The following is an 18,986-nucleotide window of genomic DNA, read 5'->3' on the forward strand; positions in this document are numbered from 1 at the left end:
CCCCAAGGCCGCCCAACCCGCTCCACCGCGGGTCGGACGGCCTTTCAGCAAGCGGATCAGACGTTGAAGCGGAACTCCACCACGTCGCCGTCCTGCATGACGTAGTCCTTGCCTTCCATGCGGGCCTTGCCGGCCGAGCGGGCGTCGGCTACCGAGCCGCACTCGACCAGGTCGTCGAAGGAGATGACCTCGGCCTTGATGAAGCCCTTCTGGAAGTCGGTGTGGATGACGCCGGCGGCCTCGGGGGCGGTGGCGCCCTTCTTGATCGTCCAGGCGCGGGATTCCTTGGGGCCGGCCGTGAGGTAGGTCTGCAGGCCGAGGGTGCGGAAGCCGACGTGGGCGAGGGTCGCGAGGCCGGGCTCCTCCTGGCCTACGGACTGGAGGAGCTCCAGGGCCTCGTCCTCGTCGAGCTCGGCGAGGTCCGCCTCCAGCTTGGCGTTGAGGAAGATCGCCTCGGCGGGGGCGACGAGCGCGCGCTGCTCGTTCTTGAAGTCCTCGTCGGTCAGCTCGTCCTCGTCGACGTTGAAGACGTAGAGGAAGGGCTTGGTCGTGAGGAGGTGCAGGTCGTGGAGGAGCTCCTCGTTGCCGGAGCCCTGGACGATGCCGGCGGAGAAGAGCGTGTCGCCCTTCTCCAGGATGGCCTTGGCCTCCTCGACGGCCTTGACCTTGGGAGCGATGTCCTTCTTGATGCGCGATTCCTTCTGGAGGCGCGGGAGGACCTTCTCGATGGTCTGGAGGTCGGCGAGGATCAGCTCGGTGTTGATCGTCTCGATGTCGTCCTTGGGCGAGACCTTGCCGTCGACGTGGACGACGTTCTCGTCCTTGAAGGCGCGGATGACCTGGCAGATCGCGTCGGACTCACGGATGTTCGCGAGGAACTTGTTGCCCAGGCCCTCGCCCTCGGAGGCGCCGCGCACGATGCCGGCGATGTCGACGAAGTCGACGGTGGCCGGGAGGATCTTCTCGGACGAGAAGATCTCGGCGAGCTTGGCCAGGCGGGGGTCGGGGACGCCCACGACGCCGACGTTCGGCTCGATGGTGGCGAACGGGTAGTTGGCCGCCAGTACGTCGTTCTTGGTCAGGGCGTTGAACATGGTCGACTTGCCGACATTCGGCAGACCGACGATTCCGATCGTGAGCGACACGTTGGCGACTCGACTTCCGACGGGAGGTGGGGTGGGCGGGCATCGGCCCGGGGAGGCCAGCGCCCGGACGGCCAGTGGCCTCGGTGGGCACGGGCCCGGACGGGCGGTGGCCCGGGTGGGCCGATCCACCAGTCTACGGGGAGGGACGAGCGGGCCGTGCGCCGTACCGGCGGCCCCGTACGTACCCGTGTCCGTACCGCTTCCGTACCGCCACGCGACGCCATCGTCGTGGAATCCGAGGTCATCGTCGGGGAAAGCGCGTGTCCTACGGGCTATTAATCCCACTTAGCGGCCTACCGTTGGCGAGTGGAGCAACACGAAGCGCGCGCATCTCAGCACACCCCGTCCCGGACCGGGCGGCCGCCCGCCGGGCGGGCCGCCGGGTTCCGCCCCGACGCGGCGCCGCCCACGGACCGCGGCGGCAGGCCCGCCGCGCGCGGCTCCGCGCCGGCCGGAGCGCAGCCCGCGGCGCAGGCCGCCGGTCCCGCCATCGCCGAGACCTCGACCGTCTACCGGGCGGGCGCCCGCCGCGTGCTGCCGGGTCCGGTCGCCGCGCTGGCCCGCAGGGTGCCGGCACCGAAGCTGACGGGGCTGGGCTGCGCGCTGCTGACCACGCTCGCGCTGCTGGTCCTGGCCTGCCTGGACCGGCTGCTGGCGGGCGGCTCACCGGCCGTGTACGGCGTCGGCTTCGTGCTGGCGGGGGCCGCCGGAGCGCTGTGGGTACGCCCGTACGACCTGGTCGTCGCGCCCGTGACGCTGCCGATCGCGTACACCGTCGGCAGCCTGCCCGTCGCGCGCGGCGGGGACGGCGCGGGCAGCCTGCTGATGGGCGTCTTCACCCTGCTCGCGGTCAACGCGGGCTGGCTCTACCTCGGAACGGCGCTCAGCGTGCTGATCGTCGGCGTACGGAAGGGCCTGCTCATCCTCCGGCGGCGGGCGCAGCGTCACGAGGTCCACCGGGGCGGGGGGCGGCGCCCCCGAGACCGGCGTCCTGACCGGGCGCGGGAGCGGCAGCAGCCGGGTGGGAAGCCCGCCGGGCGGCCATTGCGGCCCCCACGATCCCCGCGTTGTTCTGAAGCTGCGCAGGCACGATCTCGGCCCTGACGCCCTCGATCAGCGGCAGGAACTTGTGGGCCTTGCGGCTCACCCCACCGCCGATCACGAACAGCTGGGGCGTGAAGAGCATCTCGACGTGCCGGAGGTACTTCTGCAGCCGGGGCGCCCACTCGTGCCAGCTCAGGTCCTCCTCGTCCTTGACCCGGGTCGAGGCGCGGGTCTCGGCGTCGTGACCGTCCAGTTCGAGGTGGCCGAGCTCGGTGTTGGCGACCAGCTGCCCGTCGGTGAAGACGGCGCTGCCGATGCCGGTGCCCAGGGTCAGCATGATGACCGTGCCCATCCGGCCGCGGGCCGCCCCGAAGTGCATCTCGGCGAGCCCGGCAGCGTCCGCGTCGTTCAGTACCGTCACCTCGCAGCCGCCGGCCTCGCCGCCGAGCCGGGAGGTCAGCAGGGCGACGGCGTCGGTGCCGATCCAGGACTTGTGGACATTGGCGGCCGTACGGGTCACCCCGCCCGTGACCACCCCCGGGAACGTCGCCCCCACCGGTCCCGACCAGCCGAAGTGCTCGACGACCTGCTGGACGCCGTCGGCGACCGCTTCCGGGGTGGCCGGGTGCGGGGTGAGCACCTTGAAGCGCTCCTCCGCGAGCTCGCCGCGTTCCAGGTCCACGGGGGCGCCCTTGATGCCCGAACCGCCGATGTCCACGCCGAATACGTTCATGGGGAAAGGCTAGGCGGGAAGGGGCCGCTTCACCCCGCAAATCCGCCCGTCGAATTCACCCGCACAAGGCGAACCGGCCGGTCGCTGGGCGAACCGGCCGGTGTGCCGTCGGGTCACTCCGCGGCCGACTCGCCGCCCGTGGCCGCCTTCGCCTCCGCGCGCAGGTCGCGGCGGAGCTCCTTGGGCAGCGAGAAGTGGATGGACTCGGTGGCGGAGGTGACCGTCTCCACGTCTTCGTAGCCGCGCTGCGCCAGCCACTCCAGTACGCCCTCGACGAGGACCTCGGGGACGGAGGCGCCGGAGGTGACGCCGACCGTGCCGACGCCTTCCAGCCACGCCTCGTCGATCTCGTCGGCGCTGTCGACCAGGTGCGCGTCCTTGGCGCCGGCGCCCAGCGCGACCTCGACCAGGCGGACCGAGTTGGAGGAGTTCTTGGAGCCGACGACGATCACCAGGTCGGAGTCGGCGCCCATCTGCTTCACGGCCGTCTGGCGGTTCTGCGTGGCGTAGCAGATGTCGTCGCTGGGCGGGGAGAGGAGGTTCGGGTAGCGGCCCTTCAGGGCGTCGACCGTCTCCATGGTCTCGTCGACCGACAGGGTGGTCTGGGAGAGCCAGACGACCTTGTCCGGGTCGCGGACCTCGACGTTCTGCACGTCGTCGGGGCCGTCGACCAGGGTGATGTGGTCGGGGGCCTCGCCGCTCGTGCCGATGACCTCTTCGTGGCCCTCGTGGCCGATCAGGAGGATGTCGTAGTCCTCCTTGGCGTAGCGGACGGCTTCCTTGTGGACCTTGGTGACCAGCGGGCAGGTGGCGTCGATGGTGGCGAGCTTGCCGCGCTTGGCCTCGTCGTGGACGACCGGCGCGACGCCGTGCGCGGAGAAGATGACGATGTTGCCCGGAGGCACTTCCTCCGTCTCGTCGACGAAGATCGCACCCTTCTTCTCCAGCGTCTTGACCACGTATTTGTTGTGGACGATCTCGTGACGTACGTAAACGGGCGCGCCGTACTGCTGCAGGGCCTGCTCGACGGCGATGACGGCTCGGTCCACGCCGGCGCAGTATCCGCGGGGGGCTGCGAGGAGGACGCGGCGGGAAGTCGGGGTGGTCATGGTCCCCATCGTACGGGTCGTGGTGGCGCCGAACGGAAGGCATGGCCAAGGCATGGCCGACGCGTGGCCATGGGGCGGAACGCAGTGCTGTCAGGGCGGATGCCGGTACGGCGGCTGGGCGGACGCCGGTACGGCTGCAGGGCGGATGCCCGTACGGCAGGGCGGCTTGCCCGAAAGGGCGGGACGGCCGACGATCATGTGAGGCCGTCGATCGCCGGCGGCCCGTTCGTACTGCAGAGGTGTCCGCCATGTCCCCAACGGCCGAGCCGCAGCCCCCGTCCGGCGGCACCCCCGACGCCGGCGGCGCCACGGGCTCCGGCGCCACCCTGGCCGCCGGGGCCCGGCTGAAGCGGTCCCTGTCCTTCCGGGACCTGATCGTCTACGGCCTGCTCTTCATCGCCCCGATGGCGCCGGTCGGCATCTTCGGGACGCTGCAGGCCAAGTCGCACGGCGCGATCACCATCGTGTACGTCGTCGCCACGATCGCGATGGCCTTCACGGCGTACTCGTACGCGCAGATGGTGCGGGTCGCGCCGCAGGCCGGCTCGGTCTTCACCTACGCCCGCGTCGGCCTGGGCGAGGGCGCGGGCTTCGTCGCGGGCTGGATGGCGATGCTGGACTACCTGCTGATCCCGGCGGTGGCGTACCTCTTCTCCGGGATCGCGCTGCACTCCCTGGTGCCGTCGGTGCACCAGTGGATCTGGACGGCGGTCGCGGTCGTCGTCACCACGCTGCTGAACCTGTGGGGCGTACGGACCGCGGCCGTGGTGGGCTTCCTGGTGCTGGCGATGGAGATCGCGGTGCTGGTGGTCTTCGTCGTGGCGGCGGTGTGGGTGCTGGCGACGGACGGCGCGCAGCGCGGCTGGACGGCGCCGCTCACGGGCGAGGGCGCGTTCTCGGCGAGCGCGGTGCTGTCGGCGGTGTCGGTGGCGGTGCTCTCGTACCTGGGCTTCGACGCGATCGCCGCGTTCGCCGAGGAGGCGTCCGGGGGCGGGCACCGGGTGGCGCGGGCGGTGCTGACCTGCCTGGTGGTGGCGGGCGTGCTGTTCGCCGTGCAGACGTACCTGGCCGCGCTGCTCGCGCCGATGTCCGCGGCCGAGCTGGCGGCGAAGCCGGCCGAGCAGGGCGACGCCTTCTACGCGACGGCGAACGCGGCGGCCGGCGAGTGGCTGCAGAAGCTGGTCGCGGCGAGCAAGGCGATCGGCGCGGCGTTCGCGGCGCTGGCCGGGCAGGCGGCGGCCGGGCGGCTGCTCTTCGCGATGGCCCGGGACCGGCGGCTGCCGGGGGCGATGGCGAAGGTGGACGCGGGGAGCGGGGTACCGCGCCGGGCGCTGCTGGGCGCGGCGGTGGTCACGCTGGTCGCGGCCGTGTGGGCGGCCCGCCGGGACGACGGCCTGGACCACCTGTCCTCGATCGTGAACGTCGGCGCGCTGACCGCCTTCGGGCTGCTGCACGCCTCGGTGATCGGCTACTTCTGGCTGCGCAAGCGGGGCGCCGCACGGGGCGTACTGGCCCATGTGATCGTCCCGCTGCTGGGCCTGGCGGTGGTGGTCGCGGTGATCGTCGAGGCGTCCCCGACGGCCCAGGTGGTCGGCGGGGCGTGGCTGGTGGTGGGGCTGGTGGTGCTGGCTGCGCAGTACGGGCGGGGCCGGAAAGCCGACCCGTCCGGGAAATCGAGCCCGTCCGGCGCTTGAGGACCGGGGGTCCGGGGGGGGCAGCGCCCCCGTGCGACGGCGCCGCACCCGGCACACGCCCCCGCTGTCAGTGGCCGCCGATACCCTCGGGGAATGGCTCTACAGACGTCCGCAGAGACCCCCATCCCGGTGGGCGAGGTATCCCGCCTCATCGGCGGGTGGATCGACCGGCTCGGCGCGGTGTGGGTCGAGGGGCAGATCACCCAGCTCTCCCGGCGGCCCGGCGCGGGCGTCGTCTTCATGACGCTGCGCGACCCGTCGCACGACATCTCGGTGAGCGTGACGTGCTACCGCCAGGTCTTCGACAAGGTCGCGGACATCGTCAGCGAGGGCGCCCGGGTCGTGGTGCACGCGAAACCGGAGTGGTACGCGCCGCGCGGCCAGCTCTCGCTGCGGGCCGCCGAGATCAAGCCGGTGGGCGTCGGCGAGCTGCTGGCGCGGCTGGAGATGCTGAAGAAGGCGCTGGCCGCCGAGGGGCTGTTCGCGGCGGAGCGCAAGCGCCCGCTGCCGTTCCTGCCGCAGCTCATCGGGCTGGTCTGCGGCCGGGCCAGCGCGGCCGAGCGGGACGTGCTGGAGAACGCCCGGCACCGCTGGCCGGCCGTCCGCTTCGAGGTGCGGAACGTCGCGGTGCAGGGGGTGCATGCCGTACCGCAGGTGATCGAGGCGGTGCGGGAGCTGGACGCCCGGCCGGACGTGGACGTGATCATCGTGGCGCGGGGCGGCGGCAGCGTGGAGGACCTGCTGCCGTTCTCCGACGAGCAGCTCGTACGGACCGTGGGCCAGGCGCGTACGCCCGTCGTGTCGGCGATCGGGCACGAGCCGGACAGCCCGCTGCTGGATCTGGTCGCCGACCTGCGCGCCTCGACGCCGACGGACGCGGCGAAGAAGGTCGTACCGGACGTGGGCGAGGAGCTGGTCCGCATCCAGCACCTGCGGGAGCGCGCGCTGCGCTCGGTCACCGGCTTCCTGGACCGCGAGGAGCGCGGCCTCGCGGGCGCGCTGAACCGCCCGTGCATACGGGAGCCGCACCGCATGGTGGAGGCCCGCGAGGAGCAGGTCACCGCCCTGCTGGAGCGCGGCCGGCGCACGCTGGGCCATCTGCTGGACCGGGCCGACTCCGAGCTGTCGCACACCCTCGCGCGGGTGGTGGCGCTCTCCCCCAAGGCGACGCTGGAGCGCGGCTACGCGGTGCTGCAGCGCTCCGACGGCAGCGCGGTCCGCTCGCCGGAGGAGGTCGGCGCGGAGGAGGAGCTGCGCGCCCGGGTGGCCGAGGGCGATTTCACGGTCCGCCGGGTGGACGGCGCTGTCACACCCCCCGCTTAGGCTGGGGCGCATGGCCAAGGCGAAGACGGACACGGGCATGGACACGGACGGCGAAGCCGGCAGCGAGGCGGCGGGCGCGCCGGACGTGACGTCCACGCTCGGGTACGAGCAGGCGCGGGACGAGCTGATCGAGGTGGTCCGCAGCCTGGAGGCGGGCGGCACGACGCTGGAGGAGTCGCTCGCGCTGTGGGAGCGCGGCGAGGAGCTGGCGAAGGTGTGCCGGCGCTGGCTGGACGGTGCCCGGGCCCGGCTGGACGCGGCCCTGGCGGAGGAAGAGGCCGAGGAGCCGGCGGAGGACTGACTCCCCGCCGGGCCCGCCCAGGGAGCGGGCGGCGCCAAAGCGCGGCGCGCGCCCTCAGGGCGACCCACGCGATCCACGCGACCCATGTGAAACGGCTCACAACGCCCGAGTTTTAGTTGAAACTTAATCTATCTTCGTTAAAGTAGAGGGTGTACGACCGGACCGGCCCGGCCCGGAACCACCACGAATCACCGAGGTGCCCTCCATGACTCTCGCCCTTGACGCCGCCGCTGCTGACCTCCTCTTCCGCGAGGCCCAGACCGCCAACACGTTCACGGACGAGCCGGTCACCGACGAGCAGGTTCAGGCCATCTACGACCTGGTGAAGTTCGCCCCGACCGCCTTCAACCAGTCGCCGCTGCGCCTGACGCTGGTCCGCTCCGAGGACGCCCGCAAGCGCCTCGTCGAGCACGCCATGGGCGCCAACGGCCCGAAGACGCTGTCGGCCCCGCTGACCGTGATCCTCTCCGTGGACCTGGACTTCCACGAGAAGCTGCCGACCCTGTTCCCGCACGCCCCCGGCATCAAGGACACCTTCTTCGCCGAGGCCGAGGCGCGCGAGGTCGCCGGCACCCAGAACGCCACCCTGCAGGCCGGTTACTTCATCCTCGGCGTCCGCGCCGCGGGCCTGGCCGCCGGCCCGATGACCGGCTTCGACTTCACCGCCATCGACAAGGAGTTCTTCGGCGACGGCAAGCAGAAGTCCTTCATGGTGATCAACATCGGCAAGCCGGGCGAGGACGCCTTCTTCCCGCGCTCCCCGCGCCTGTCCTTCGAGGACGCCGCCACCACGGTCTGAGCCACGGCCGCACGGCTCACCGCGTACGGCATCGCGTACGACAAGAGGCCCCCGCACCCGCTCCGGGTGCGGGGGCCTCTGCCGTATGCCGTACGGCCGCCCTGTGCGGTGCTGCCGTTACTTCTCGTTCTTCGCCTTCAGCGCGCCCGCCAGCTCCGCGAGCCCGTCGTAGGAGGCGGTGCCGGTGACGACCGTGGTGTGGCCGGACTCCTTGCGCACGAGGGCCTTGTACGTGTCGCCCTTGTACTCGTCCCAGCGGACGCCGCCGACCTGCTGGTGGCCGCCGGCCGGGGTGGCGTTCAGCGTGACCTTCTTGATGAACTCACGGGCCGGCGCGTCGCTCTGCTCGACCGCCGCGTACTGGTCCTTCGGGTTGAGGAAGCCCAGGTGCCAGGCGCCGCCCCTGCCGTCGTCGCTCGCCTCGTACGAGACGGAGGTGGCGCGCCAGCCCTTGGACAGCCCCTCGGGCGCGGCGACCGGATACGGCGCCGCGCGCCGGGCGGTCGAGAGCTCGACGCGGTAGCCGACCGTCTTCACCGCGCTGTTCTCGGCGCCCTTGCTGTCGTCGTGCGGGATGAAGAAGTAAATCGCCGCGACGACCACGCCGATCACCGCCATCGACAGGACCATGTCCCGCACCGTCTGCTTGCCTCGCATACCAGCCACGCCCTCTATGGTCCCCCATGCCGGGGACGAGCCGGACAAGGCCCCCACCCAGCGCACCTCGGCCACCACCGCCACCACGCCGCGGCCGGGTTCCGGTGCTCATCCGTGGACCCCTCTGCTCATTTTCTCGACATAGCGATAAGGTCGAGCGAACCCTCACCTACCCGGCCGTCGCCGTACAGAAAGGTGCGCTCCGATGACCGAGCATCATCTGCCGTCCCAGCTCGAGGTCAGCCCAGAGGCCCCCGATCGCAACCTCGCACTCGAACTGGTCCGGGTCACCGAGGCCGGTGCCATGGCCTCGGGCCGCTGGGTCGGCCGTGGCGACAAGAACGGCGCGGACGGCGCCGCGGTCAAGGCCATGCGTGCCCTGATTCACACCGTCTCCATGAACGGCGTGGTCGTCATCGGCGAAGGCGAGAAGGACCAGGCGCCGATGCTGTACAACGGCGAGCGCGTGGGCGACGGGACCGGCCCCGAGTGCGACGTGGCCGTGGACCCCGTGGACGGTACGACGCTGACGGCCAAGGGCATGGCCAACGCCGTCTCCGTCATGGCCGTCGCCGACCGCGGCTCCATGTTCGACCCGTCCGCGGTGTTCTACATGGACAAGCTGGTCACCGGGCCGGAGGCGGCGGACTACGTCGACATCAACGCCCCGGTCGGCGTGAACATCCGCCGCATCGCCAAGGCGAAGAAGTCCAGCCCCGAGGACGTCACCGTCGTCGTCCTGGACCGCCCCCGGCACGAGGGCATCGTCAAGGAGATCCGCGAGGCGGGCGCCCGTATCCGGTTCATCGCCGACGGCGACGTGGCCGGCGCGATCATGGCCGTACGCGAAGGCACCGGCGTGGACCTGCTGCTGGGCATCGGCGGTACGCCCGAGGGCATCATCACGGCCTGCGCGATCAAGTGCCTGGGCGGCACGATTCAGGCCAAGCTGTGGCCCAAGGACGACGAAGAGCGGCAGCGCGCGATCGACGCCGGCCACGACCTGGACCGCGTGCTGCACACCGACGACCTGGTCAGCGGCGAGAACGTGTTCTTCGTCGCGACCGGCATCACCGACGGCGAGCTGCTGCGCGGCGTCCGCTACCGCGCGGAGACCGCCACCACCCAGTCGCTGGTGATGCGCTCCAAGTCCGGCACGATCCGGCAGATCGACTCCGAGCACCGGCTCTCCAAGCTGCGCGCCTACAGTTCGATCGACTTCGAGCGGCCCAGCTGAGGCACGCTCCGGACGCCCGACGGCCCGGTGCCCCGCCGCTCTCGCGGTGGGGCACCGGGCCGTTGCTATGCGTCGTACGGACGTCAGCCCGCGGCCGGCATCCGGGCCGGACGCTGCAGCTCGGCATCCCGGCGCCGGCGGCGGGCCAGGACGACGCGGCGCTCGGCGGCGGTCAGGCCGCCCCAGACGCCGTACGGCTCGGGCTGGAGCAGGGCGTGCTCGCGGCACTCGATCATCACTGGGCAGCGGGCGCAGACCCGCTTCGCGGCTTCCTCCCTGGCCAGCCTGGCGGCCGTCGGTTCCTTCGACGGCGCGAAGAAGAGTCCCGCCTCGTCCCGTCGGCACACCGCCTCGGAGTGCCAGGGTCCCGCCTCGTCCCTGGCGGGCACTCGCTGGGCGGGCACGACGGCGGCGTCCTGCAGGGACTGATGCGGTAGCAGCACGGTCTACTCCTGACGACGGCTCGGCGATTTCAGTCACCACTTGCCCGTCTCGCTGCGCACGACGTTTCGCACACCCCGCAGCCGTACGAGAGACGATGCACCAGCCCTACCCGCTGTACGCGGCTCTATGCACACCGTGTGCGTATACGTTGAAAGCAGCGTCGGATGCGGCGCCCCTTACAGGTGTGCATTACATGTGCCCGCGCCGGCGTTCGCCGCGGTCCCGCCTCCGGCCGTGCATCCGGTCCTGCATCCGGCCGTGCAGATCGCGCACCCACTTCCCGCGCTTCGGCTTGGCCTCGACGCTGCCGAGCACGGCGAAACCGTGCACCGTGATCACGGGAGCGGCCGGGTCGTCCGACTCGTACGTCTCGGCCTCGAAGGCGCCGAGCACGCCCGCGCCGCCGCCGCGCAGCGTCACGTTCTCCGGGACCCGGATCTCGACGCTGCCGAGGACCGACGTGGCGTTGATGTGGAGGTGCTGCCGCGTGAAGAGCGCCTCGGTCAGATCGATCTCCACGGAGCCGAGGACGGCCACCGCGGAGATCCGGTCCGGCGCCCGCCAGCGGCCCTTGCGGACCGCCGAACTGAAGATGCCGACGAGGGTGGCGGCCACGGCGCCGCCGGACGGCTCCGGGGCGTACGCGGCCGCCGCCCGGTCCGTGCCCGCCCCCTCCCGGCCGGCGGGCAGGTCGCCGATCAGCGGCTCCAGCTCGCCCATGGTCTTGGCGCGGTAGACGCCGTCGATGCGCTCGGCGTGCTCCTCGGCGTCCAGCCGGCCCTCGGCCAGCGCCTCGCGCAGGATCGCCGCGATCCGGTCCCGGTCGGCGTCGGACGCCCGGATCGCGGCCTCGGCGGGCGGGGCCTGCGCGGGCTTGGTGAGGTCCACGGGTGCGGGGCGCTGTCCCCCGTTGTCAGATGCGTCCACACCCGCAGCGTAGCGAAACGCGATAGATCGCGACCAGAGGACGGCGCCACGGACCTCAGCGCCACGGACCTCAGCCCGCCGGGCAGAACCGCTGGGGTCCGTCCAATCCGCGGCCGGTCGCCCGGACGCAGCCGCCCGGCAGACCGTGGTACGCCCGGCTGCCGAAGTTGGCGGTGATCTGCAGGCCACCGCGGCCACCGAACGTGGTCCGCTGGACCCGGTGATCGGCGGTGAGCGTACGGAAGTCCGTCATGGCCTCCGTCCCCGCGGCCTGCTGGATCCCGGCGAAGAAGCGCTGCATGGCGGCGATCTCCTTGCCGTGCTCGTCCAGCGCCTTGCCGTCGAGCGCGAGGTTGACCGGGGTGTTGTAGAGCATGGCGAGCAGCGCGCGGTCCTTCTTCTGCGCCGGCAGCTTGTAGAGGGGGAGCTCCCAGCGGTCGGTGCTGACCACCGAGTCGTGCAGCACCGTCTCGTACAGCGGCACCCGGTACGCGGGGTCGAACATGGCCTTCGCGACGGGCTTGTCGAGCGTCGCCGGCTTGAAGAACATGCCGGGCCGCCCCTTGGGCCAGTAGCCGCCCCAGGTCTTCTTGTCGCGCTCGGCCTTCCACAGGCCGTCGTGGACCGGCGTGCTGGAGCCGTGGCTGAAGTCGATCACCTGGTTCGCCCAGGAGCCGGCCGACTCCGAGCCGAGGACGTACGGGCGGCCGCGGGTGAGGGCGCCCCCGGACACCCCGCGCATCCGCTCCAGGCGGTTCTTGCGGTCCTGCCCCTGCGTCATCGGGTGGCCCGGCGTGTGGTCCCGGAAGAGCTCGCCGGTGGCGTCGACGTCGAGGAAGTAGCTGTTCACGCCGCCCGCGGTCATGGCCTTGGCGCGGTCGGCGAGGTAGTGGTGGCGCGGCTCGGCGTCCGCGAGCGCCTGCGAGCTGAGGTAACAGCCGCGGCCGCCGAAGCCGCCCGCCGGCTTGCCGTCCGCGTCGTGCACGCAGCCGTCGGGCCACAGCCGGTCCGGCCACTTCGCCACGCTGGTGTCGGCGCTCTTCGGGTCCTGCGCGTTGTCCCAGCTGTCGTACGGGCCGACCAGGTAGCCCGCCTTCTTCGCGGCGGCGACGGCCTCCTTCGGCATGGGGTCGCCGTCGGCGTCGTAACCGAGCCACATGCGGGAGATGCCGAGCTTCTTCAGGCGCTCGACGGTCTTCGCGCTGCGGCCGTCGCCCCACACGTACGCGTGCGGGGCGCCGGTCAACTTGGCGACCTCGGGGTTCTCGCGGATCTTCTGCTTCAGGCTGCCGAGCTGTCCCTTCGAGGCGAGGTACCGGCGGTAGTCCTTGGCCGCCGCGACCGGCGAGCCGTCGGTCAGCGAGAAGGCGACCGTGTAGTCGTCCGTACCGTCCGCGCGGCTGAAGTCGTGACTCGCGGCGGTCCGCAGCCGCCCGCCCGTGGAGCGGAACCGCAGGTGGGTGCCGAGGTCGGTGGGTACCAGGGTGCTCACGCCGTGGCCGCCCGCCGTGGTGCCCCAGAAGGGCATCGTCAGGTCCTTGAGGTCGGTGCCCTCCTCGCCCGTAAGCCCGCCCTGCGCGGAGTTCCAGAACGGGTCGGCGACGGGGATGCGCAGGCCCTCGCCGCGCGGCAGTTCGATCGCGGCGCCCTTCGCGTCCCCGGTGACGGCCGCGCCCGCCGACGGCCAGCCCAGGCTGCCGTCCTTCGCCGCGTGCAGGTCGACGACGAGCCGCCCGTCGCGGGCGGCCGCCGAGACGGTGAGCCCGCGGCCGGGGTAGGACCAGCTCGCCGAGGCGGCGCCGTGCCGGGAGACCCGCGAAGGAGTACCCAGCGACTGCGCTGCCGCCGCGGAGAGCACGGACTCCGTACCGCTCGCCGTACGGGCGGTGATCCGCAGCGTGCGGGGGTCGATGTGCGCCTCGCCGCCCTTGATCCGCAGCGCGACCGTGCCCCCGCCGTCACCGGAGTCCGTGGGCCCCGCGTACGCCTGCAGCGCGGTGAAGGTGCTCGCGGTCAGCGCGGTCCCGGCCAGCGCGGCGAGCGCGGCCCGCCGCTTGCGGGAAGCGGTCGCGGCTTTCAGGAAACGTGTCATGCGACGGCACCCTGCAGATCATTTCTAAGCGAGTTGTGAGAACGGCTACTGAGCCTTACCTCACAGCGGCGGGGCGCGCGCGGCGTTCTACGCTGTTGAGGCTGCCGTTGATGACAGCGAAGTCACCGTCGAGTGAGGATTGGCCGCAATGCCGGAATTCGCCTATACCGACCTTCTGCCCACGGGCGAGGACAAGACCCCGTACCGCCTGATCACCAAGGAGGGTGTCAGCACCTTCGAGGCGGACGGCCGGACGTTCCTCAAGGTCGAGCCGGAGGCGCTGCGCAAGCTGGCGGAAGCGGCGATCCACGACATCCAGCACTACCTGCGGCCCGAGCACCTCGGCCAGCTCCGCAAGATCATCGACGACCCCGAGGCGTCCGGCAACGACAAGTTCGTCGCCCTGGACCTGCTGAAGAACGCCAACATCGCGGCGGCGGGCGTGCTCCCGATGTGCCAGGACACCGGCACCGCCATCGTCATGGGCAAGCGCGGCCAGAACGTGCTCACCCAGGGCCGCGACGAGGAGGCCCTGAGCCGCGGCATCTACGACGCGTACACCAAGCTCAACCTGCGGTACTCGCAGATGGCCCCGCTGACCATGTGGGACGAGAAGAACACCGGCTCGAACCTGCCGGCGCAGATCGAGCTGTACGCGAACGACGGTGACGCGTACAAGTTCCTCTTCATGGCCAAGGGCGGCGGCTCGGCCAACAAGTCCTTCCTCTTCCAGGAGACCAAGGCGGTCCTCAACGAGGGCTCCATGATGAAGTTCCTGGAGCAGAAGATCCGCTCGCTCGGCACGGCCGCCTGCCCGCCGTACCACCTGGCGATCGTGGTCGGCGGCACGTCGGCCGAGTACGCGCTGAAGACCGCGAAGTACGCCTCCGCGCACTACCTCGACGAGCTGCCCGCCGAGGGCTCCGAGCTCGGCCACGGCTTCCGCGACAAGGAGCTGGAGGAGAAGGTCTTCGAGCTGACGCAGAAGATCGGCATCGGCGCGCAGTTCGGCGGCAAGTACTTCTGCCACGACGTGCGCGTGGTGCGTCTCCCCCGGCACGGCGCGTCCTGCCCGGTCGCCATCGCGGTGTCCTGCTCCGCCGACCGCCAGGCCGTCGCGAAGATCACCGCCGAGGGCGTCTTCCTGGAGCAGCTGGAGACCGACCCGGCGCGCTTCCTGCCGGAGACCACGGAGGAGCAGCTGACCGAGGGCGCGGGCCCGGACCTGGACGCGGTCAAGATCGACCTGAACCGACCGATGGACGAGATGCTGGCCGAGCTGACCAAGCACCCGGTCAAGACCCGGCTGTCGCTGACCGGCACCCTCGTCGTCGCCCGTGACATCGCGCACGCGAAGATCAAGGAGCGCCTCGACGCCGGCGAGGAGATGCCGGAGTACCTCAAGAACCACCCGGTGTACTACGCGGGCCCGGCCAAGACGCCCGAGGGCTACGCCTCCGGCTCGTTCGGCCCGACGACGGCCGGCCGGATGGACGCGTACGTCGAGCAGTTCCAGGCGGCCGGCGGCTCGAAGATCATGCTGGCCAAGGGCAACCGCTCGCAGCAGGTCACCGAGGCATGCCACAAGCACGGCGGCTTCTACCTGGGCTCCATCGGCGGCCCGGCGGCCCGGCTCGCGCAGGACTGCATCAAGAAGGTCGAGGTCCTGGAGTACGAGGAGCTCGGCATGGAGGCGGTCTGGAAGATCGAGGTCGAGGACTTCCCGGCGTTCATCGTGGTGGACGACAAGGGCAACGACTTCTTCCAGGACCCGGCCCCGGCGCCGACCTTCACGAGCATCCCGGTGCGCCAGGGCGCGTAACGCCCTGGTCCGTTCTCCGCGGTTCCAGATGTGGTGATCAGCGCTCCGGCGGCGCACTCTGAGAAGAGGGACCGCTGGAGGTGAGCCACCATGCAGACACACACGCTGGTCGGCTGGCACGTCGACATGGAATTCACGGAGGACGGCAACCGCACCAAGGCCGCCGCCCTGCTGCGCCTCAGTGACGGCACGGAATGCCGCGGCCACGGCCGCGCCGACCGCCACCCCACCGACCCGGAACAGCTCCGGGTCGGTGAGGAGATCGCGGGCGCCCGGGCGCTCATGGACATCGCCGGTCAGCTGATGGACAAGGCGCACGCGGAGATCGACGAGGTCGTGGGGCATCCGACGCACCCGCTGCGGTGGGCGGCGCTGGACGACTCGCGCGACGAGGCCCGCCGCGCCCGCCGCGAGTGGTGAGGCGCCGGAGCGGCGCCGCCGGAAGGTGAAGCGCGCCGCATTCGCCGAATTGGATCAGTACCCGGGAACAGATGTCCGTCCCCGGGTACTGACATAGGCATGAGCGACAACGGCACATCCTTGAGCGCGTCGGGCGACTTCCGGATCGAGCACGACTCCATGGGCGAGGTACGGGTCCCCGCCGACGCGAAGTGGCGGGCGCAGACCCAGCGCGCGGTGGAGAACTTCCCCATTTCCGGACAGCGGCTGGAGCGGGCGCACATCGAGGCGCTGGCCCGGATCAAGGCCGCGGCGGCGAAGGTCAACGCCGAGCTGGGCGTGGTGGACGCGGACGTCGCGCGGGCGATCCAGGAGGCCGCGGCGGAGGTCGCCGAGGGCCGCTGGGACGACCACTTCCCCGTCGACGTCTTCCAGACCGGCTCCGGCACGTCCTCCAACATGAACACCAACGAGGTGCTGGCCACCCTCGCGACCGAGCGGCTGGGCCGGGACGTGCACCCCAACGACCACGTCAACGCCAGCCAGTCCTCCAACGACGTCTTCCCCTCCTCGATCCACATCGCGGCCACCGCCGCCGTCACCGCCGACCTGATGCCCGCCCTGGAACACCTGGCGGCCGCGCTGGAGCGCAAGGCCGAGGAGTTCAAGGAGGTCGTGAAGTCGGGGCGGACGCACCTGATGGACGCCACGCCCGTGACCCTGGGCCAGGAGTTCGGCGGGTACGCGGCACAGGTCCGGTACGGCGTGGAGCGGCTGACCGCCTCGCTGCCCCGGCTCGCCGAACTGCCGCTGGGCGGCACGGCGGTGGGGACCGGCATCAACACCCCGCCCGGCTTCGCCGCCGCGGTGATCGCGGAGGTGGCGCGGGCCACCGGGCTGCCGCTGACGGAGGCCCGCAACCACTTCGAGGCGCAGGGCGCGCGGGACGGCATCGTGGAGACCAGCGGCCAGCTGCGGACCATCGCGGCCGGCCTCACGAAGATCGCCAACGACCTGCGCTGGATGGCCTCCGGGCCGCGTACCGGCCTCGCGGAGATCACGCTGCCGGACCTCCAGCCCGGCTCGTCGATCATGCCGGGGAAGGTCAATCCGGTCATTCCCGAGGCGGTGCTGATGGTGGCCGCACAGGTGACGGGGAACGACGCGACGGTCGCCGCGGCGGGCGCGGCAGGCAACTTCGAACTGAACGTGATGCTGCCGGTGATCGCCAAAAACGTCCTGGAGTCGGTACGACTTCTGGCCAATGTCGCGCGGCTGCTGGCGGACCGTACGGTCGACGGAATCACCGCCAACGCCGAACGGGCCCGGGAATACGCCGAGTCCTCCCCTTCCGTGGTCACGCCGCTCAACAAGTACATCGGCTACGAGGAAGCGGCGAAGGTGGCCAAGAAGTCGCTGGCCGAGCGGAAGACCATCCGCGAGGTGGTGATCGAGTCCGGATACGTCGAACGCGGCGCGCTCACCGAGGCCCAACTGGACGAGGCGCTGGACGTGCTGCGCATGACGCATCCGTGACGTTCGCTGCGGCCCACGTCACGGCGGTGCGGCGATTCCGCCCCTAAGATCTGCGCATGACAGCGGATACGGTGGAGACCAGGGACGGCCATACGTCCGGTACCGCGCGCTGGGCGCCGGGCGAACACATCCTGTGGCGCTATCGCGGCAATGCCACCGACCGCTTCCACATCTGCCGGCCCGTCACCGTCGTCCAGGACACCGACGAGCTGCTCGCCGTCTGGCTGGCGCCGGGCACCGACTGCGTGAAGCCGGTGCTCGCCGACGGCACGCTCGTCCACCGTGAGCCGCTGGCGAGCCGGTACACCAAGCCGCGGCGCGTGGTGCGGGACCGCTGGTTCGGCACCGGCGTGCTCAAGCTCGCCCGGCCCGGGGAGCCGTGGTCGGTATGGCTCTTCTGGGAGCGCGGCTGGCGGTTCAAGAACTGGTACGTCAACTTGGAGGAGCCGCGCCGCCGCTGGTCCGGCGGCGTGGACTCCGAGGACCACTTCCTGGACATCGCGGTCTACCCGGACCGGCACTGGGAGTGGCGGGACGAGGACGAGTTCGCGCAGGCGCAGGCCGACGGGCTGATGCCGGCCGCGCAGGCCGAGGAGGTACGGGCCGCGGGCCGGGCCGCGGTCGAGCGGATCACCGCGTGGGACGCGCCGTTCACGGACGGCTGGGAGCACTGGCGGCCCGATCCGCAGTGGGGCCTGCCGGTGCTGCCGGACGACTGGGACCGGGCGCGGGACCCCTCCCCTTCGTGACGCCCGCGTGACGCCGCCGCGTGACCGGCCGCCAAAAAGCGGCCGCTTGTGCGAAATCCGCACCCGTAAGAGTGGCGGGTCGAGCCTCAGAGGCGACGGAAGCGCCCGAAATGCAGCGACTTCGGGGAACATGCGTTCCCTTTGAAACCATGCTCAGGGGCGAGCCCCCTTGCTGCACACCACTGGTTCAAACGTAGGATCGTCCTCCGCAAGAGGGCGCAAGAAGGCACAGACGCAACTCCAGAACTGGAAACCGAACTTGACCGCGGTCGCAGGAGGGGCGGGGTCGTGAGCGACAGCTACGACGGGTACGAGGGCCTGAACCGGTTAGCACTGGACCGGGCCGGGCAGGCCGAGGCGTTCAACGCGATCGCCGGGGCCTACGACAGCGCGTTCCCCCACAAGGAGGGACAGCGCGCCGCCGGTGCCTGGCTCGCCGCGTCGCTGCCGGACGGCTCCCGCGTGCTGGACGTCGGCTGCGGTACGGGCCTGCCCACCGCCGCTCAGCTGTCCGGCGCCGGCCACCGGGTCGTGGGCGTCGACCTCTCCGCCACCATGGTCAAGAAGGCGCGGGAGAACGTTCCGTCCGCCGAGTTCCACCACCTCGACCTCGCGGACCTGCGGGACGGCCGGCTCGGCGGTCCCGGCTCCTTCGACGGTGCCGCCGCCTTCTTCTCCCTGCTGATGCTGCCGCGCGCGGAAATCCCGTACGCGCTGCGGATGCTGCACTGCCTGCTGCGGCCGGATGGGCTGCTCGCCCTGTCGATGGTCGAGTCCGACGTGGACGACTACCCGATTCCGTTCCTGGGTCACACGATCCGGGTATCGGGTTACCTGCGGGACGACTTGCGCCATGTCGTGCGCGACGCGGGTTTCGAAGTCACCGGGGAGGACTCGTATGCGTATGCCCCGGCCAGTACGGACGTGCCACCCGAAATCCAGCTCTTCCTGCACCTGCGACGCGCATGAGACGCA

At 71.3% G+C, this 18,986-nt stretch carries 17 protein-coding genes and 1 pseudogene; 11 read left to right on the forward strand and 7 right to left on the reverse strand.

Translation table 11 applies throughout. The features are described 5' to 3' along the window. Positions 1-56: 56 nt before the first annotated feature. Positions 57-1,145 (reverse strand): redox-regulated ATPase YchF, encoded by a 1,089-nt coding sequence (gene ychF / locus ACIGXO_RS11110; RefSeq protein ID WP_399783496.1) that lies wholly within the window; start codon positions 1,143-1,145, stop codon positions 57-59. 567 nt (positions 1,146-1,712) lie between these two features. On the opposite strand from ychF, the pseudogene ACIGXO_RS11115 reads away from it, so the two are divergent. Then, positions 1,713-2,045: pseudogene (locus ACIGXO_RS11115) on the forward strand (DUF6542 domain-containing protein); the annotation flags it as partial. 19 nt (positions 2,046-2,064) lie between these two features. On the opposite strand, the gene ppgK reads toward ACIGXO_RS11115, so the two are convergent. Continuing rightward, positions 2,065-2,922: a polyphosphate--glucose phosphotransferase gene (gene ppgK, locus ACIGXO_RS11120; RefSeq protein WP_399783499.1), complete on the reverse strand. Its 858-nt coding sequence runs from the start codon at positions 2,920-2,922 to the stop codon at positions 2,065-2,067. Between the two features lie 113 nt (positions 2,923-3,035). Next, on the reverse strand, positions 3,036-4,040 hold the full coding sequence (locus ACIGXO_RS11125; RefSeq protein WP_399783501.1) for a 4-hydroxy-3-methylbut-2-enyl diphosphate reductase: 1,005 nt from the start codon (positions 4,038-4,040) through the stop codon (positions 3,036-3,038). 239 nt (positions 4,041-4,279) lie between these two features. Here ACIGXO_RS11125 and ACIGXO_RS11130 point away from each other — a divergent pair, with 239 nt between their 5' ends. The 4 genes from ACIGXO_RS11130 (at position 4,280) to ACIGXO_RS11145 (ending at position 8,148) form a co-directional block, all read left to right on the forward strand. Continuing rightward, a complete protein-coding gene (locus ACIGXO_RS11130) occupies positions 4,280-5,725 on the forward strand; it encodes an APC family permease (RefSeq protein WP_399783504.1) in 1,446 nt (481 codons plus the stop codon). A gap of 93 nt (positions 5,726-5,818) precedes the next feature. After that, on the forward strand, positions 5,819-7,048 hold the full coding sequence (gene xseA / locus ACIGXO_RS11135) for an exodeoxyribonuclease VII large subunit (RefSeq protein ID WP_399783507.1): 1,230 nt from the start codon (positions 5,819-5,821) through the stop codon (positions 7,046-7,048). 10 nt (positions 7,049-7,058) lie between these two features. After that, positions 7,059-7,349 carry an exodeoxyribonuclease VII small subunit gene (locus ACIGXO_RS11140; protein WP_399783510.1) on the forward strand — a complete coding sequence of 97 codons (291 nt, stop codon included), beginning with the start codon at positions 7,059-7,061 and terminating at the stop codon, positions 7,347-7,349. Between the two features lie 205 nt (positions 7,350-7,554). Further along, positions 7,555-8,148 carry a malonic semialdehyde reductase gene (locus tag ACIGXO_RS11145; RefSeq protein WP_399783513.1) on the forward strand — a complete coding sequence of 198 codons (594 nt, stop codon included), beginning with the start codon at positions 7,555-7,557 and terminating at the stop codon, positions 8,146-8,148. Between the two features lie 117 nt (positions 8,149-8,265). Here the strand turns inward: ACIGXO_RS11145 and ACIGXO_RS11150 are convergent, their stop codons facing one another. Continuing rightward, the gene (locus ACIGXO_RS11150) at positions 8,266-8,805 is read right to left on the reverse strand and encodes a DUF4245 domain-containing protein (RefSeq protein WP_399783879.1); all 540 of its coding nucleotides are present in this window, start codon (positions 8,803-8,805) and stop codon (positions 8,266-8,268) included. 205 nt (positions 8,806-9,010) lie between these two features. Here ACIGXO_RS11150 and glpX point away from each other — a divergent pair, with 205 nt between their 5' ends. Next, on the forward strand, positions 9,011-10,042 hold the full coding sequence (gene glpX, locus ACIGXO_RS11155; RefSeq protein ID WP_399783516.1) for a class II fructose-bisphosphatase: 1,032 nt from the start codon (positions 9,011-9,013) through the stop codon (positions 10,040-10,042). 83 nt (positions 10,043-10,125) lie between these two features. Here the strand turns inward: glpX and ACIGXO_RS11160 are convergent, their stop codons facing one another. From ACIGXO_RS11160 to ACIGXO_RS11170, 3 genes are all read right to left on the reverse strand, one after another. Further along, the gene (locus tag ACIGXO_RS11160) at positions 10,126-10,485 is read right to left on the reverse strand and encodes a WhiB family transcriptional regulator (protein ID WP_399783519.1); all 360 of its coding nucleotides are present in this window, start codon (positions 10,483-10,485) and stop codon (positions 10,126-10,128) included. 190 nt (positions 10,486-10,675) lie between these two features. Next, the gene (locus tag ACIGXO_RS11165; RefSeq protein WP_399783522.1) at positions 10,676-11,413 is read right to left on the reverse strand and encodes a DUF1707 domain-containing protein; all 738 of its coding nucleotides are present in this window, start codon (positions 11,411-11,413) and stop codon (positions 10,676-10,678) included. A gap of 70 nt (positions 11,414-11,483) precedes the next feature. Beyond that, positions 11,484-13,505: a glycoside hydrolase gene (locus tag ACIGXO_RS11170; RefSeq protein WP_399783525.1), complete on the reverse strand. Its 2,022-nt coding sequence runs from the start codon at positions 13,503-13,505 to the stop codon at positions 11,484-11,486. Between the two features lie 139 nt (positions 13,506-13,644). Here ACIGXO_RS11170 and ACIGXO_RS11175 point away from each other — a divergent pair, with 139 nt between their 5' ends. The 5 genes from ACIGXO_RS11175 to ACIGXO_RS11195 all read left to right on the forward strand — a co-directional run bounded on the left by ACIGXO_RS11175 (position 13,645) and on the right by ACIGXO_RS11195 (position 18,980). After that, positions 13,645-15,327 carry a fumarate hydratase gene (locus tag ACIGXO_RS11175; protein ID WP_399783528.1) on the forward strand — a complete coding sequence of 561 codons (1,683 nt, stop codon included), beginning with the start codon at positions 13,645-13,647 and terminating at the stop codon, positions 15,325-15,327. A gap of 90 nt (positions 15,328-15,417) precedes the next feature. Next, positions 15,418-15,747 (forward strand): DUF1876 domain-containing protein, encoded by a 330-nt coding sequence (locus tag ACIGXO_RS11180; RefSeq protein ID WP_399783531.1) that lies wholly within the window; start codon positions 15,418-15,420, stop codon positions 15,745-15,747. 99 nt (positions 15,748-15,846) lie between these two features. Beyond that, positions 15,847-17,262 carry a class II fumarate hydratase gene (locus tag ACIGXO_RS11185; protein WP_399783533.1) on the forward strand — a complete coding sequence of 472 codons (1,416 nt, stop codon included), beginning with the start codon at positions 15,847-15,849 and terminating at the stop codon, positions 17,260-17,262. Positions 17,263-17,318: 56 nt separating this feature from the next. Beyond that, on the forward strand, positions 17,319-18,011 hold the full coding sequence (locus tag ACIGXO_RS11190) for a DUF402 domain-containing protein (RefSeq protein ID WP_399783536.1): 693 nt from the start codon (positions 17,319-17,321) through the stop codon (positions 18,009-18,011). A 288-nt stretch (positions 18,012-18,299) separates the two neighbouring features. After that, positions 18,300-18,980: a class I SAM-dependent DNA methyltransferase gene (locus ACIGXO_RS11195; protein WP_399783539.1), complete on the forward strand. Its 681-nt coding sequence runs from the start codon at positions 18,300-18,302 to the stop codon at positions 18,978-18,980. Positions 18,981-18,986: the final 6 nt, after the last annotated feature.

Origin of the sequence: Streptomyces sp. NPDC053542 (genome assembly GCF_044544685.1) — a bacterium.
Lineage (GTDB): Bacteria > Actinomycetota > Actinomycetes > Streptomycetales > Streptomycetaceae > Streptomyces.